This is a genomic window from Nostoc sp. PCC 9305 (assembly GCF_963920915.1).
In the GTDB taxonomy this organism is placed as follows: domain Bacteria; phylum Cyanobacteriota; class Cyanobacteriia; order Cyanobacteriales; family Nostocaceae; genus Nostoc.
Genome location: NZ_CAWUDN010000026.1, coordinates 13,923 through 29,634, shown reverse-complemented (window position 1 = coordinate 29,634; position 15,712 = coordinate 13,923). Strand labels below are relative to the sequence as shown.

Here is a 15,712-nt window from a genome sequence, read left to right as displayed (position 1 = left end):
AGAATATTACCTTGTACTTTCTATGAAATAGACCAGACGAAAATTGATTCAATATAGTTTCTCATTGCCAAGGGGCATTTATTGTTTCAATCTAGTCACCTTTGACTCATTCAAGAAAAATAATTATATCAGCAGCTTACTTCTCTTTCGGATGCTGATACTTTAGCTCAAATTGCTAGTAGCTTTCTGCTCGTGAAGGTTTTTCTCGATAATTAAGTATGTTTATATCTTAATTAATAGTACAGTTTAATATGCACTGTCACCGTGTAATTACGGAAATTAATTTCGTATATATAGGCAAGTAATTAAAATCACAATAGAATAGCATTTATTCATTGAAGCAATAAAGCCTATATTTCATCTTTAAAAGTAGTATTTTTTACTAAAAACGTTGTTTTTAACCAGATTTATGCATTTAAAAATACATTTAAATTTTGGCTTAATTTATGTAATATCACTTAAGAATACAGACCAAAATATATTTTCTTGCAACTCAACCTCCAGCAAGACTGCCCTCTGCCTTTTTTCAGCAAAGTGAGGTAGATACTGTCAAACATAAGGTAGACTATTTTGCAACTCTACGACAAATTTTCTGTTTAAAGAAAAAACCTACTGGTTGTATCGCTCTAGCAGTCTGTAACTAGCTTCTTTTGCAGGAAAAAACAAGACTTATAATTGTCTCATAACTTGCTTTATAATTACAGCAATTAGAATTTTTTATTTTCAATAATTTATTTAGCAATCCTAATTATTAGTTTATATTACCCTTAGACAAGTCATAGTTTCTTTACAGTACTTTTGCTTATCTTTAGCGAATGGGTAAGTGTATTATTTAATGTCTGTATAGGTTGACCCTAAACCGTGTTTTCCTATTAATATAACTTTTGAGTCAAAATAATCAAGGTATTTGTCTCACTTCTGAAACTGGCTAGAAACTTTTATGATTCCTCACGAAAGTGATGCAAAAGAAGAGCGTGCGTCGTTAAAAGTATGGCGTAGTTGGCAAGAAAATCTGATTTTAATTGCGATCGCACTGTGTTTGGCATTCTTAATCAGGACTTTTATCGCCGAACCGCGCTATATACCTTCTGACTCGATGTTACCCACCTTACATACTGGCGATCGCTTGGTAGTTGAAAAAATCTCCTACCATTTTCACCCTCCGATAACTGGCGATATTATTGTTTTTCAGCCACCTGCAGAACTACAACGTCGAGGATATCCCAAAGACCAAGCGTTTATCAAGCGAGTTATTGGCCAGCCTGGTGAGGTAATTAGTGTTGCTTCTGGCAAAGTCTACCTCAACGGTCAACCCTTGGCAGAAGACTACATTGCTGAACCTCCAAATCAGCCATATCAACCAGTGAAAGTCCCAGAAGACGAATTTTTCGTTATGGGAGATAATCGCAACGATAGTAATGACTCTCGCTATTGGGGCTTTTTACCCAGAAAAAATGTCATCGGTCGAGCAGCGTTTCGCTTTTGGCCTCTCGATCGCATTGGGTTCATTTAACTCAGTTTTGGATTTTTCTTTCAATCCAAAATTGCTAGAGTTAGGATTTATTTTAAGACTTCTAACTTTTAACTAGGACTTACGCACAGGTAACGGAAAATCGAACCACAGAGGCACAGAGAACACGGAGGAATAAGAGTTTGAGAGGTATTTTGCGTAAGTCCTGTTAACTTAAAATCTCAAATAATACATTATCTGGGCGATCGCATCACCAGTTAACTCTAACCGCCGTTGGAAATCAGCCAGGTTACGGTAAGGCCCGGCTGATTGCCGATTTTGCACTACTGCTTCCGCCAAAGACAAATCTATAAATGGAATTTGTGCTAATTTTTCAACGGTTGCTGTGTTCGGGTTGAGTAAATGGGTAGGATTTTCTAAAGATTCGCGGTCATAGTAAATAAAATTCAGCAGAGGCTTTAATGGCTCTAGGCGCGGCGCTGGTATACCCAAAGCCGCAGCGATATCTTCAATACAGTAAAATTTCACACCAGAATGTGAAAGTTCCACAAGCGATCGCGCTTGGTGAATTGACAAACCTGGTAGGCGTAACCAATCATCTACTGTGGCTTGATTAGCATCAATGCGGATACCTAATTGAGCTGCAATCTGAATTTCTTCCCCAGATTGTAGGCGATAGTAGGGATCGTTGAGGAGCTTGGCGCGGAGTTTTTGCAGTCTGGAAGTTAAAGGTAGCCAGTTATTCATGATTGTCGCTTACCTCAAGAAATCTGGTCTAGCAATTGGCGGCGCTTTTGTTCAAATTCATACTCTGAAATCAGTCCATCCTGGCGCAGAGCATCTAATTCCCGCATTGCGTCAGCGATCGCTCCTACCTGATTAATCGCTTTTTGTGAGTTCCTTGCCGCTGACTTGCCTAGATTAAAATTGCGATCGAAAGCTTCTTCGTCTTGGGCTAAATACCAAACTCCCTCAATCGCACTAGCTACCTTGGGGATAGGTGTCCAGGAAAGCAACACATACAAAACTCCCCACAGCGGCTGTCCCAAATAGAATTTATGTAATCCTGAAATTGTCAGCGTGCCAGAAAAAGCTAAAACAGCGGCAACACTTCGGCTTTTGCGCTTAGTCAACATATTTCTAATAAATATACGAATACCATAGTTCTTACAATAAGACAGCCAAAAGGCACAGAAACAATTCAAAACTCACTCATTTTAGTCAATTACCCTGTTTTGCCCTGCCGACTTTTGGGTGGTAAGCCCCACAATTTAATATTTGAAGAAATTTGAGTAAGTTTCACATGACTGTGCATTGAGCTTTGATGTTAATTTGAAGTTTTTAATGGATCGGATTACTGCAATGTCACAGACCTTCCTACCGCCAGAATGGTTTAAACAGCTTTACGATCCTTACGCTGTGCTGGGAATTTCTGTGAGTGCTGACGATCGCCAGATTTTTAAACGCTATCACACTTTAGCGAAACTCCTACATCCCGATCGCTATGCCAAAAGCTGCAATCCAGACCAAGAATTAGCAACGGCGATACTTAGCTATTTAATCAATCCAGCTTACGAACAACTTAAAAATCGACACAAGCGCTTGATTGCCATAGCTATGCTGCGATCGGATGCAAGAGTATTACAGCAGCAAGCTTTGTGTGGGCAAAGTGCCATAGCTAAGGAAATTATAGAAATGTCTGCACCCCAAGCAGAATTGTTTTATGAAGAAGCGATCGCCTCCTATGCAGAAGCTCAATACAAATCACTGCATCAGTTCTATCAAGTTACACAACAAATTAGTATACTGAACTTAGTTTATTTACAGCTGCATAAACCTGACTTATTTTTACCGCAAAAAGCTGTTCGCATCATCCCTGAAGTAGAAGTCAAGCCAGTTGAATTAACATTAAATGAAAAAACTAATGTCAAACCAGTTTTGACAAACTATGCTCAACGTCACTACCAGCGAGCTATTGAGTACGTCAGGCTAGCCAATTGGCCCCTAGCCGTACAAGAACTGCGAGATGCTATCAAGTTAGAGCCAAATAACAGCGACTATTATGCCTTATTAGGTTTAGTACATCTAAAACAGAAATTTATCGGCATGGCCAGGGTTTACATCCGTCAAGCATTAAAACTTAACCCGCAAGATTTACTCGCTCAGAAATACGCTACCAGGTTGAAAATTGAACCAGGTGAAAATACCAATCCTAAATCAATGGCTAAAGCTCTGAGTATCGCGGCTTTATTAAGTCGATTTAACAAGGGGAAACCTTCTCAAGTCAAGTGTTGAAATTTCGGTAACAAACCGTACCAAAACCGAAGCTTCGTGACTAGATTACTCCCCTAGACTAAAATAATAAATAGAAGTAAAACTATTAAGCTACTGAGCCTGGGCGCTCAGTTTAATATAAGCAATATGGGATTCTTCGATTCTGAAATAGTTCAGCAAGAAGCAAAACAGCTGTTTGAGGATTATCAAGCGCTGATCAAGCTTGGCAACAGCTACGGCAAATTTGACCGCGATGGCAAAAAGCTGTTTATTGAGCAAATGGAAACCATGATGGATCGGTACCGCATCTTTATGAAGCGCTTCGAGCTATCAGAAGATTTCATGGCACAAATGACAGTAGAACAACTGAAAACGCAATTAGGTCAGTTCGGTGTCACCCCGCAACAAATGTTTGACCAAATGCACCTCACTTTAGAACGGATGAAAGCCGAGCTAGAAAAACAGCCCTAACAAAAGTTAGGAGTTGGGAGTTAGGAGTTCTCAATAAACTCATAACTCATAACTTATCACTCCTAACTTTAATTTGACTTGGGACGAGAAAACTGGGAAGGTGACTTGAAGTTTTCTACGGGTACGTTCTTAAGTGCTTTCTCCATAAAATCTTTCCAAATGGGAGCGACCATAACACCACCTGTGGCATGGTCAGCTAATTGTCTGTTGTCATCTCTTCCTACCCAAACCGCAGTTGTCAACTGTGGCACAGTCCCAACAAACCAAATATCTTTTTCTGATGATGTTGTTCCCGTTTTCCCTGCGGCTGGGCGACCGAGGGCAGCACCTTTACCTGTACCTTCAGTGATTACCGATCGCATCACATCTAGAATTGCGGCTGATGCCCAAGGATCGAGGACTAGCTGTGGTTTAGGGGTGTTATCTAGCAAAACGTTACCACTACTATCGGTGACACGGGCAATTACAGTTGGTGGAGATTGCCAGCCATAATTAGCAAAGGTAGCGTATGCACTAGCCATTTCCAGAGGGGTGACACCAATTGCACCAAGTGGTAAGGAAGTCACAGGTTCCATTGGACTCATAATGCCCAAGGTACGACACGTTTCTATGACTCTATTCATCCCCACAGCCTTACCAATCTTGATCACCGGAATGTTGCGCGATTGGGCTAAAGCTCTGCGGATTGGCATAGCTCCACTAAAACCGCCATCATAATTTCTGGGAAAGTACCAACCGTTACCATCTCGATAGCTAACTGGGGAATCTACCACTGTTGAGTCTGGCCCATATTTACCAGTAGCAAAAGCAGTATAGTATACAAACGGTTTAAAAGAAGATCCGGGCTGGCGCTGAGATTGAGTTGCACGATTGAATTCACTGGTCTTAGGATCTATACCACCTACCAGTGCTTTGATAAAATGCGTGCGCGGATCGATTGCCACTAGGGCCATTTGATTCTTAGATAATCCTTGCCCCAGAAGTGTTTTATGCCACTTAACGACAGTTTCCTCAGCCATGATTTGGAAGTTGGCGTCAACTGTAGTTTGTACCCGCATCCCACCTTTGAGTAGTGTCTCACGGCCAAACTTTTTAGCCAACTCCTGCGCTACGGTATTAGTTACATACGGTAGGGCACTACCTTGAAAGGATTTGATTCTCCCAAGTTTGATTTCTTGCTTGAGTGCATTGTCGTATTCTGACTGGTTGATCCAGTTCAATTCCAGCATCCGTCCCAGCACTTCTTTTTGTTTCTGTTTTGCCAGCTTCATGCTCACAAACGGGCTGAATTCTTCTGGTGCTTGGATCAAACCCGCCATCATTGCCGACTCACCCAAGCTTAAATATTCTGATGATTTATTAAAGTAACTGCGGGCTGCCGTTTGTACACCATAATTGTTATGACCCCAATAAACTTGATTGAGGTACATTTCTAATATTTGGTCTTTAGTGAGAATTTGCTCTAACCGGATTGCTAGCACTCCTTCCGCTAACTTCCGAGTAAAGGCGCGCTTACGAGACAAAAATAGGTTTTTTACCAATTGCATAGTAACAGTAGAGCCACCCTCTTTGACTCCACCTGCTACAGCGTTAACTACTACAGCACGTCCAACACCAGTAGGGTTGATACCGTGGTGATCGTAGAAGTGGCTATCTTCACTTGCCAACACTGCCCGTTTTAAATTCGGAGAAATTCTATCTAAGGGTACGACTTCCCGGTTGGCTTCCCCGTGAATACTCGTTAAAAGCTTGCCCTTAACGTCATAAATGTAAGTCGTTTCTGAGGGAAAGAAGTTACGTAGCTGTCTCACATCTGGCAAATTACGGAAACTGATGGCTAAACCAACCAGTCCTCCGGCTACAATGGAACTTGCCAGCATGGTGATTGAGAGGAGAGTACCGCCAGTTACCTGACCGACTCCTTTCAAAAACTCAAAACCTGATGAAGCCCGACGCTGTGGCTGTTTATCTTCAAAAGTCCTAGACGACGACACGGCTATTTCACTTCCTCACTTGTAAATTTAACTGTAATTGATTGGGTGAAGCAAGGCGGTTAGTTTTTTGCAATTATAGTAGTTTGGCTGATGAGAAAGTGGATAAATTGCCAGTGAATATAACCAACTTAACTTCTAGTGTGCAAAACATAGCTAATAATGAATCTGTTAACATGACGCAAGATTTTGCTTGGCTGCGTCGTGGTGTAGTAGAAGTATTCCCACAATCAGTTGATGTTAACAGCGAAAGTCTAGAAAGGCTCTTACTAACTACAAACCAACCTTTAAGGGTAAAATTAGGCATTGACCCTACTGGTACTGATATTCATCTAGGTCATAGCATACCAGTACGAAAACTGCGAGGTTTTCAAGATGCAGGTCATACAGCAGTTTTAATTATTGGCGATTTTACAGCGCGTATTGGCGATCCAACTGGTAAATCTGAAGTGCGTCGTCAGCTTACAGAAGCAGATGTAGCTCAAAATGCTCAGACTTATTTAGATCAAGTACGTCCTATCTTGGATTTTGACACACCAGGAAGGTTAGAGGTGCGCTATAACTCCGAATGGCTCTCTGGGCTTAACTTAGAGAAAATTTTGGAGTTACTCTCCACGATGACGGTGGGGCAGATGTTAGCGAAAGAAGGATTTGCCGATCGCTATAAAAAAGAGAATCCGATTTTTATCCATGAGTTCCTGTACCCGTTAATGCAAGGCTTTGATTCGGTTGCAGTTGAGGCAGATGTGGAATTAGGCGGCACCGATCAGAAATTTAATATTGCTGTAGGCAGAGATTTGCAGCGCCATTTTGGTCAAAAGCCCCAATTTGGAATGCTGCTGCCAATTTTGATTGGCACGGATGGCGTGCAAAAAATGTCTAAGTCTTTAGGTAATTATATCGGATTGTCAGAACACCCAGGACAAAAGTATCAAAAGTTGCAAGGTGTTCCCGATAATCTCCTAGAACAGTATTTTGAACTGTTGACGGATTTACCTTTGGATAAACTGCCAGAAAATCCCCGCGATCGCCAAACACTTTTAGCATGGGAAGTTGTTAAACAGTATCACGGCGAAACCGCAGCCCAAGAGGCAAAAGAAGCGGCGCAAAGCGGCGGTAAGGAAGGTGCAGTTCCAGAATTCTCTCTAGCTGGCGTGCAGCAATTTCCTACGAAGTTAGCGTATATTCTCAATGTCACTGGCTTGTGCAAAAGTACAGGCGAAGGAAAGCGGAAAATTCAAGAGGGTGGCGTGCGCCTAGATGGCGATCGCATTACTGATGCTGATACCACTTTCGATGCTCCTGGTGAATTACAAGGTAAAGTTTTACAAGTCGGGAAAAATAAGTTTGTGCGCTTAGTGCCTTAAATTGGGAGTGGGGAATGGGGAATAGGGAACAGTTAGAACAACGAGTTATTGTGGCTTTGGATGTGCCAGATGAACAAAGTGCGATCGCTCTTATAGATCGGCTACCGCAAGTTAGTTTCTGGAAAGTCGGTTTAGAGTTGTTTACCAGCACTGGCCCGAAAATTCTGGAAGTGTTACAGTCTCGGCAAAAGCGTATTTTCTTGGATTTAAAGTTTGATGATATCCCCAATACCGTTGCTGGTGCTTGCCGGAGTGCAGCTAGATATGGGGTGGATTTACTGACAATTCATGCTACTGCTGGTAGAGATGCCCTGAAAGCCGCAACTGAGGCGGCACAGGAAGGGGCTGCAAAAGCAGGCGTACAACCACCAAAGTTAATTGCGATTACTCTGCTAACAAGCATTTCTGCTCGGCAGTTGGCATTTGATTTAAAAATACCCCTAGAATTGCCAGAATATGCTCTAGAAATGGCCTTGCTGGCTCAGGAATCTGGTTTGGATGGGGTAGTTTGTTCGCCTCAAGAGGTGGCACAGCTACGACAAACTTGTGGAAATGACTTTTTGCTAGTTTGTCCGGGGGTTAGACCAACTTGGGCTGATATTGGCGATCAAAAGCGATCGCTCACTCCAGCCCAAGCAATTATTGCTGGTGCAGATTATCTAGTTATTGGGCGTCCCATCACCACTGCTACTGAGCCTGAGTTAGCCTGGAAGAGGATTTCTGAGGAGTTAACCGCGGTGGCATGAAGCTAAGAGTTAGTGAGACACTCAGCGTGCAGGGTGGAGGGGAGAACAATCTTGCCTCTTCACTCAGTCAGAAAAATTATAGTTGGCTTTTAGCTTGTGGCTTCTGGGTTGTAGTCTCAAATAGCTTTACTTACCCAGCCTTCTCGATAAACCCTACCCCTAAACCCTCGGCGCTAGCAGAAAGGGAAAATGTCAACAGTGGCGCGAGGTCTTTGTGTTCTGAGCAAAATTTAGAAACATTAACTATACAGCTACTGCAAAAATTACCTAGCTATACTAATCGCGCTAGTCAACGCGCCCGCCGTCTGAGTAGAAGCAGTCAGGTTTACAGTTATATGTTAGTGGCAGGAAAACCTGAGTTTACTCCTCTGCCCCTTAACCTTGAAGAATATAGTGCAGATACGTCTAAAAGCGCTGCATCAGGAGTTGAGCAAGTTTTCTTTACTACCTTGGAGCGGCAGTACATAGATAAGAAAGTTGTAGAATTGCAACAATTTCACTGGCTGTTATTGACTAAAACTCAAAGTGGTTGGCAACTAGTAATGATGTTTTCTCAAGCTGGTTCCCATTCAGAACAGCAGCCACTATCTCCACCACGCGATAGTAGTAACGGTACTGTTGCCCAAGGGGTTAAAGCTTGGTTGCGCGATTGTGAAGCTGGAAGTTTACGTCAATAAAACCTAATTCCCAATCTTCGCCAATTAGAAGAATATTAAGTAATGTCTAAAAATACTTACTCAAATTCTCTATAAATAGGATTATCACTTGTGGTTATAAACTACATTGAAATAATTGCCATAACGAAATTTAGAGTATCTTGATTGGGATCATTGGATTAAGGAGATTGAAAGATTGGGTAATGAACAAAAACACAAGCTCGAAAGTTATTTACTTCCTTTAAAATGCTCTGGCGCGGTATAGCCCCTGGTTAAAGATAAGCTAAATTTTTACAGTGTGGCGTAAATCAACCACCAATTTAAAATCAGTAAAATGCTTACACTGTATTCATTTTGAATTTTGTTAGCGAGTCTGCAAGTGTCATTATTAATTTTGAATTCGCCTTGCGCTACTAGTTCCTTTGATGAAGATACATCACCTAGTTAGCTTGTATCAGTATGATTTTGCCTGTATCTTTAGGAATATTTTTAGGAAAAATAGCTAATAAATAGCTAAAAGAAGCAGACATTATTTAAAAACGCAGATTGGCTTGAATTTAAGCGTTGTAACTCCCGTTTTTTGGCGATAACATGGAAAGAAGTTTATTTCAAGCTTTATCAAACCGCGTTTAGCGTCAGTTTTTTTTATGGACATTCAGTTAATCAACATCGGCTTTGGTAACATCGTGTCTGCCAACCGAGTAGTTGCCATTGTCAGTCCAGAGTCTGCCCCGATTAAGCGGATTATTACCGATGCACGAGACAGAGGTCAACTGATTGATGCAACTTACGGTCGTCGGACTAGAGCTGTAATTATCACCGATTCCAGCCACGTAATTTTGTCAGCGATTCAGCCAGAAACGGTAGCGAATCGCTTTGTGATTTCTCGCGAGCATCAAACTGTAGATAATTGACTAGCAGTGGGTTTTTCCCACTCCTCTTTGCACCGTATCGGTAGTAACATGTGAATTAGACAAATTTTCTGTCACTCTTGCTACAAATTCTTTAGTCACTAGTGGACTAGACCAAGAACACAAGACTAATGAATAATATGTATTGATTGATTCACAGGTTGAAGGGATGATGCCAGTTTTACCCATCCAGAGTAGTGCGACTACCGAAGAATGCTTACATTTAGGCAGGTTAATTGTTTTAACTGGCCCCAGTGGTGTCGGTAAAGGCACTTTAATGCGATCGCTCCTAGAGCGTCATCCAGAACTCTATTATTCCGTATCCGTGACAACTCGTTCTCCCCGTCCAGGGGAAATCGATGGCAAAAGTTATTACTTTATCAGCCGCAGTAAGTTTGAACAATTAGTTGCTGAAGGTGAATTTTTAGAATGGGCAGAATTTGCTGGTAACTATTACGGCACACCCCGTGAAGCTGTACTTAACCAAATTCATTCCGGTAAGTTGGTGGTGCTGGAAATTGAACTAGAAGGGGCAAGACAAATTCGTGCTTCCTTCCCCAGTGCCCTCAGCATTTTTATTTTACCGCCTTCCTTTGATGAATTAGAGAAACGAATACGCTCTCGTGCCCAAGATTCTGAAGAAGCGATCGCTCGTCGTCTGCTCCGCGCCCAAGAAGAAATTCAAGCCGCAGATGAATTTGATATTCAAATCGTTAATGACGATTTTGAAACTGCTTTAAATGATATTGAAGCTGTTTTGTTTAAATAAATTAGGAGTTAAAAGTTAGAAGTTATGAATTTTAACTCCTAACTCCTAACTTCTAACTCCTAACTCCTAGTAATTAACCAAATAGACCTTGAATTAGTGCCAAATTACTAGTCAAAAAGTAAGCAACTACTGCACCACCAATGCCACCAATCAAGAAAGAACTGGCGAAGTTGTTCCAGCTTTCTTTAGAGTTAAAAGCATCTGCTGGAGGTTTGGGTACAGTAACACTAGGAAGTGCTTTGGGTGGATTGCTATTGGCATACAGCGATAGGGCGCCAGTAAGAACTACAACCAGTCCGATAGCTCCTAGTAACCCAGCTAAGTTAGCATTGTCTGTGTCCCGCAGTGGGCCTAATTTGGCAAAGGGGCCAAATAGCCAGTAACCATGAGCCATACCAACTTCCAAACCGCGTCTAGCAGGAGCCAGACCTGGGCGATAGGCAGGTAAATTATTAATGAACCCCTTGATCAAGGGAGAAGAATTAACCGGGGTTTCTAGGTTGCCTAGCTGTGGATCGCCGAATGCGGGAAAAACAACTTCCCGATTTCTGGGATCGCTGGGAAGATTCTTTGATGCATCTACTGCTTGTGCCATATTTTATGTTCAGCCTCTAAATTAAAATGGTGGCATTTTTATATTAATAATAATTGTCGCTAAAGAAGCATTTTGTTTAGGAAGTTTAGAAAAATTAATTTAGCTGATTTTAAAACTGTGAAACTCGCGATCTGTAAACAGTATCACGAGTTTCAAAAAACTATTTTTGCTGCATATTTTTGTGATAATTCTGCCTAACTAAGCTGAATACATCAACTACACAATATTAAGCAAAAAACAAGACATTGATTCAACAGTCCTAAATTCCATTTGACACTTATGGCAGTGGGTGGAAAAGTAGGTCTGGGAAAAAGCGGTTGAATTCAATCAAGATACCTGCTGTGATGGTCAGCCAGATGGTAGCTGCCACAGGCGCTGTGGAAATGAATTTAATCAAATAAGCTGATTGATCGCCTTTGTCTGCCATGAATTTAGTCTCCAAAACGAATGAATTAGTTAAGCTGATTTAGCGTGGAGAAATAGGGATTTCTGAATCCTTAGCTGCTAATTTTCCAGAGAGCAATTCTTGGACTGCTGCTGCTGGCCAAGCAAAGCCTGAAACTATTATGGGTAGTGCCAAACCAATATCGATTTGGATTTCTTTTAGTTCAGTGTCAGATTCCTTTTTAATTGCTTGCAGATAGGCACGACCTACCCAACCAATCCAACCAGCAATATATAGAAACAAAATGCTAGGGATCAAAAAGTCACCAGCACGATCTAGACGACCATCAACAATCAAGTGTGGGTATCCTTCAGGGCCGCACAACGCCTGAGAATAACGCTCAAACCGCTTTTTCCCTGATTGGGGATCGGCGGTGGTGTTACGGGCATTAGCTGCTAGCTCTTGAAAAGCGGCATTGTCTTTACACGGTGTCAAATTAGCCCCTAAAGCTTGCGCTGGGGGGGCAAAGTTGAACCAAAGACTAATCGCTAACATCAAAGCAAACAATCGTCGCATAGAGTTGTTTCCTTTTATTACAAAACAAGAAGTTTTTTGTACAAAACGAAGCGGCTTGTACAGTTGTTTATTTGCATAACTAGGAAGTCATCATACTCTTGGGTGGGAACCGAGTAAAGTTTAAGTAAATAAAAGTTAAAGCTTCTCAACCAAAATAGAGTGTTGAGTGCCCAGTTAGAGCGTCGAGTATAAGAATTGTTGTTGTAGGGTAGTAAAGAAGCAAGATTTTCTCTCTATTACTCAGGACTCCAGACTCAGCACCCAGCAGTGATTACTCTCAATGACAACCGTTTTAGCAATAGAAACCAGTTGTGATGAAACAGCCGTCGCAATTGTTAACAATCGTAAAGTTTGTAGCAGTATTGTAGCCTCACAAATTCCAGTCCATCAGCAGTATGGCGGAGTAGTGCCAGAAGTAGCGTCTCGCCAGCACCTGGAAACCATCAATGAAGCGATCGCACAAGCCTTAGAGCAAGCCCAACTAAATTGGGGACAAATTGACGCAATTGCCGCCACTTGTGCCCCTGGACTTGTAGGAGCGCTATTGGTGGGGTTAACTGCTGCCAAAACTCTAGCGATGGTACACAACAAGCCATTTTTGGGAGTTCATCACCTCGAAGGTCACATTTACGCAACTTACTTGAGCGAATCAACTTTAAATCCCCCTTTCCTTAGCTTACTGGTTTCAGGCGGACATACAAGCTTGATTTATGTCAAAGATTGTGGTAACTACGAAACCTTGGGACAAACCCGTGATGATGCTGCGGGTGAAGCCTTTGATAAAGTGGCGCGATTGTTAAAGTTGGGTTATCCGGGCGGGCCAGTGATTGACAAGTTGGCACAAAAGGGCAATCCTCAAGCCTTTGCTTTACCAGAAGGAAGAGTTTCTCTACCCGGTGGGGGGTTTCATCGTTATGATGCGAGTTTTAGTGGGTTAAAAACGGCTGTATTACGTTTGGTGCAGCAGTTAGAGAAAGATGGCGGACAAGTGCCAGTGGCAGATGTAGCAGCGAGCTTTCAGGATGCGGTAGCGCGATCGCTAACCAAAAGAGCGATCGCCTGTGCCCTAGACTATGGTCTAGACACAATTGCCATCGGTGGCGGTGTAGCAGCAAATAGCGGCTTGAGAAAAAACCTCCAAGCCGCCGCCGTTAAACATAACCTACGCGTCCTATTCCCACCTCTAAAATTCTGTACCGATAACGCTGCCATGATTGGCTGTGCCGCCGCTGACCATCTATCCCGTGGTCATACGTCCCCCCTTACACTAGGTGTTGAGTCTAGGCTAGGGCTTACTCAGGTGATGAAGTTGTATCAATTTGTTGAGTAGTCATTTGTCATTTGTCATTTGTAACGACCAATACCCTATACCCTATAACTATTGACTATTGCTCGGATGTGATCGGCTACTGCATCCGGCTGTTCCAACATAGCCAGGTGTCCGCAATTAGGAATTTCCAGAACATTGTCACCACAATATTGAAAAAGCCTGTGAAAGCTGGCTAAATGGCGCACATACTTGGGTTCCATAACCTTGTCTTCCGCGCCAGCCAAAAAATAAACTGGCTGCTTCAGTTGAGATACTAACTCAGGTAAACGATTGATTTCTTCTTCAGTTGTGGAGTCTAACAAAGTTCCTAGAGCCGCTTCTGGGTCAGCCACAACGAAATCTATTACTCGCTGACGTGCCCAATGGCGCTCTAAAGGACGAACCACACTAGCTCTGGTAAACAGCAAATCAATCAAAGGCACTTGGGACAGCCAGCGCGGACGGACTTGCAAAAATTTCTGACCCGCCGAGCGAAACTGCTCAAAGGCTTCTTTGAGGTAAATACCACCGCCAGCGTTGATACAGATAACTCCCTTAACACACTCAGGCATTCGATCTGCTCCCCAAAGAGCGATCGTCCCGCCTAATGAGTGACCAATTAGCCAAGCACTCGTAATATTTAGCTGTTTCAGGAGAGCTGCTAAATCCTGAGTATACGCAGCAGGAGTATAAAGAGAATCAAAAGATGAGCCATCCACACTACTGGAGATGGGCGTCAGACTCAAAGACGTTTGCGATCGACTAAAATCGGTTTTTACCTGGGATTGGGATTCACCAAAACCCCGCAAATCATAGGACAGGCACTGCAAATCATCTGATAGGCGGGAAATCACAGGTTGCCAATATCCACGGCTATTGAGCCAACCGTGGATAAATACTAAAGCATGGGGGCAGGAAGTGGGAGCCGTTAGCTCGTATGCGTGTGAAACGCCCAAGATTTCGATAGTTGCCATACTTGTATCGTACCCTTAAGGACGGGTGCGACTAAATACTAAAGTGGAAAGAGTTAGAAGTTAGGAGTTAGGAATTTTTAACTCATAACTCATAACTTCTCACTTTTTTTATTTACCCAGCAACCTCTGTCGCACTCCTTCAGCAATTTTGTGACCCAGATATTCAGGAATGAGGCTTTCATTCGGCCCTAACAAGTAGAGAATTAGCCGTGTACGTCCGCGCCAAACCAATAAATTGGCATTGACTACCAAAAGGTCTTCCTGCCAGATAGCGTACATCACTTTGTAGAATAATCCTGGTTGATTATCAGCTTCAATCACTAGGGCAGGGAGATGAAATACCGGATCGACGTAAAACTCAGTTTGTACCTGCTCTAAGCCAGTGTCAAGATTAAATTCTACTGCCAGCATCTCTTCTACCTCAAACCGACCTCCTAAAGCCTCGCGAATGGCGCGACAGACATTTTCTGCGGTTTTCTCGGTCAAGGCTTTACTACCACGAGATACCAACAGTTTGATAAAAACTAACATTGGCGGACGGATTTGACCGTATAGACTTAAACCGTGGATAGTCAACCCATAAGCTGCTAGTACACCAAAAATATCGCTGAGGAGAAAAGACTGGTTGCGGTAGGCAAAATGCAGGGCACTTTTGCTTCCTTCCGGTTTCAGTTCAATAACAGCGCGTCTAGTTTTATAGAGACGGTAGGCTAACCGCAAATTTTGCAGTTGAATTTCACTACTGACGAATTGCTCATAAAACTGGGGAAACGCTCGGTTAAAGCGCTTTAGGAGTTCCAGTGTCGAAGATTTTAAACCAGAAGCCATTGTTAAGGGTAAAACTCGCTTGCTTTCGTCATCTGGGGGCTGGGTGTTGGGGGTTGGGTGTTAAGGACTAGGGACTGAGGATTGGGGACTGGGAGGACAAGGGGACAACAGAAGAGTGTTCTCGATACCCAATGCCTAATCTTCGTGTATACAATTCACTCCTAAGCTAACGTGCATTTAAGCTCTATACGAGCAATTGCCAGGATTAGGTTTTTCCATTATGAATTTTGAATTTTGAATTGTTTATATCCTTACCGTTTTGGTGAATTTCTCCTAGCCTTTACAACAAAATGCTAAAGTTGAAAATGATTGGTGTGAAACACGCTCTAACTGGCTGCTACCATTGCAAATCCCGAAAACAACCGAAAAACTTTGAGTGTAAAGGGTAA

The 15,712-nt window shown here is 42.5% G+C and carries 17 protein-coding genes and 1 pseudogene; 10 read left to right on the top strand and 8 right to left on the bottom strand.

Annotated features, from left to right (window positions below):
* Positions 1 to 940: 940 nt before the first annotated feature.
* Entirely contained in the window at positions 941 to 1,513 is a 573-nt protein-coding gene (lepB, locus tag ACM0OX_RS12035; RefSeq protein ID WP_334842793.1) for a signal peptidase I, read from the top strand.
* A gap of 171 nt (positions 1,514 to 1,684) precedes the next feature.
* Here the strand turns inward: lepB and ACM0OX_RS12030 are convergent, their stop codons facing one another.
* Both ACM0OX_RS12030 and ACM0OX_RS12025 read right to left on the bottom strand, forming a co-directional pair.
* Complete coding sequence (locus ACM0OX_RS12030) at positions 1,685 to 2,218, bottom strand: helix-hairpin-helix domain-containing protein (protein WP_414515067.1); 534 nt, start codon at positions 2,216 to 2,218, stop codon at positions 1,685 to 1,687.
* A 14-nt stretch (positions 2,219 to 2,232) separates the two neighbouring features.
* Positions 2,233 to 2,607 (bottom strand): NINE protein, encoded by a 375-nt coding sequence (locus ACM0OX_RS12025; protein ID WP_194042368.1) that lies wholly within the window; start codon positions 2,605 to 2,607, stop codon positions 2,233 to 2,235.
* 226 nt (positions 2,608 to 2,833) lie between these two features.
* Between ACM0OX_RS12025 and ACM0OX_RS12020 the strand changes: the two genes are divergently transcribed.
* Positions 2,834 to 3,766, top strand: coding sequence for a J domain-containing protein (locus ACM0OX_RS12020; protein ID WP_414515066.1), 933 nt, complete (start codon positions 2,834 to 2,836; stop codon positions 3,764 to 3,766).
* A 126-nt stretch (positions 3,767 to 3,892) separates the two neighbouring features.
* Entirely contained in the window at positions 3,893 to 4,216 is a 324-nt protein-coding gene (locus tag ACM0OX_RS12015) for a DUF1825 family protein (protein WP_094349476.1), read from the top strand.
* A gap of 68 nt (positions 4,217 to 4,284) precedes the next feature.
* Here ACM0OX_RS12015 and ACM0OX_RS12010 read toward each other — a convergent pair whose 3' ends face one another.
* A complete protein-coding gene (locus ACM0OX_RS12010) occupies positions 4,285 to 6,210 on the bottom strand; it encodes a transglycosylase domain-containing protein (protein WP_334842799.1) in 1,926 nt (641 codons plus the stop codon).
* Between the two features lie 173 nt (positions 6,211 to 6,383).
* On the opposite strand from ACM0OX_RS12010, the gene tyrS reads away from it, so the two are divergent.
* The 6 genes and pseudogenes from tyrS to gmk all read left to right on the top strand — a co-directional run bounded on the left by tyrS (position 6,384) and on the right by gmk (position 10,656).
* Positions 6,384 to 7,574 carry a tyrosine--tRNA ligase gene (tyrS, locus tag ACM0OX_RS12005; RefSeq protein WP_414515111.1) on the top strand — a complete coding sequence of 397 codons (1,191 nt, stop codon included), beginning with the start codon at positions 6,384 to 6,386 and terminating at the stop codon, positions 7,572 to 7,574.
* Between the two features lie 14 nt (positions 7,575 to 7,588).
* Positions 7,589 to 8,320 (top strand): orotidine-5'-phosphate decarboxylase, encoded by a 732-nt coding sequence (gene pyrF / locus ACM0OX_RS12000; protein ID WP_414515065.1) that lies wholly within the window; start codon positions 7,589 to 7,591, stop codon positions 8,318 to 8,320.
* Complete coding sequence (locus ACM0OX_RS11995) at positions 8,317 to 8,997, top strand: hypothetical protein (RefSeq protein ID WP_414515064.1); 681 nt, start codon at positions 8,317 to 8,319, stop codon at positions 8,995 to 8,997. The genes pyrF and ACM0OX_RS11995 overlap by 4 nt, the downstream gene beginning before the upstream one ends.
* A gap of 136 nt (positions 8,998 to 9,133) precedes the next feature.
* Positions 9,134 to 9,241, top strand: a pseudogene (locus ACM0OX_RS11990) (DUF29 family protein); the annotation flags it as partial.
* 382 nt (positions 9,242 to 9,623) lie between these two features.
* Positions 9,624 to 9,890, top strand: coding sequence for an extracellular matrix/biofilm regulator RemA (gene remA / locus ACM0OX_RS11985; RefSeq protein WP_041233849.1), 267 nt, complete (start codon positions 9,624 to 9,626; stop codon positions 9,888 to 9,890).
* A 166-nt stretch (positions 9,891 to 10,056) separates the two neighbouring features.
* On the top strand, positions 10,057 to 10,656 hold the full coding sequence (gmk, locus tag ACM0OX_RS11980) for a guanylate kinase (RefSeq protein WP_334719592.1): 600 nt from the start codon (positions 10,057 to 10,059) through the stop codon (positions 10,654 to 10,656).
* Positions 10,657 to 10,729: 73 nt separating this feature from the next.
* Here gmk and ACM0OX_RS11975 read toward each other — a convergent pair whose 3' ends face one another.
* The 3 genes from ACM0OX_RS11975 to ACM0OX_RS11965 all read right to left on the bottom strand — a co-directional run bounded on the left by ACM0OX_RS11975 (position 10,730) and on the right by ACM0OX_RS11965 (position 12,212).
* Positions 10,730 to 11,251: a photosystem I reaction center protein subunit XI gene (locus tag ACM0OX_RS11975; RefSeq protein ID WP_414515063.1), complete on the bottom strand. Its 522-nt coding sequence runs from the start codon at positions 11,249 to 11,251 to the stop codon at positions 10,730 to 10,732.
* A 277-nt stretch (positions 11,252 to 11,528) separates the two neighbouring features.
* Positions 11,529 to 11,678, bottom strand: coding sequence for a photosystem I reaction center subunit IX (gene psaJ / locus ACM0OX_RS11970; RefSeq protein WP_094339707.1), 150 nt, complete (start codon positions 11,676 to 11,678; stop codon positions 11,529 to 11,531).
* A 39-nt stretch (positions 11,679 to 11,717) separates the two neighbouring features.
* Positions 11,718 to 12,212: a Photosystem I reaction center subunit III gene (locus ACM0OX_RS11965; protein WP_414515062.1), complete on the bottom strand. Its 495-nt coding sequence runs from the start codon at positions 12,210 to 12,212 to the stop codon at positions 11,718 to 11,720.
* 280 nt (positions 12,213 to 12,492) lie between these two features.
* Here ACM0OX_RS11965 and tsaD point away from each other — a divergent pair, with 280 nt between their 5' ends.
* A complete protein-coding gene (tsaD, locus tag ACM0OX_RS11960) occupies positions 12,493 to 13,542 on the top strand; it encodes a tRNA (adenosine(37)-N6)-threonylcarbamoyltransferase complex transferase subunit TsaD (RefSeq protein WP_414515061.1) in 1,050 nt (349 codons plus the stop codon).
* 35 nt (positions 13,543 to 13,577) lie between these two features.
* On the opposite strand, the gene ACM0OX_RS11955 is transcribed toward tsaD, so the two are convergent.
* A complete protein-coding gene (locus tag ACM0OX_RS11955) occupies positions 13,578 to 14,495 on the bottom strand; it encodes an alpha/beta fold hydrolase (protein WP_414515060.1) in 918 nt (305 codons plus the stop codon).
* A gap of 108 nt (positions 14,496 to 14,603) precedes the next feature.
* Positions 14,604 to 15,323 (bottom strand): hypothetical protein, encoded by a 720-nt coding sequence (locus ACM0OX_RS11950; protein WP_012410214.1) that lies wholly within the window; start codon positions 15,321 to 15,323, stop codon positions 14,604 to 14,606.
* Positions 15,324 to 15,712: the final 389 nt, after the last annotated feature.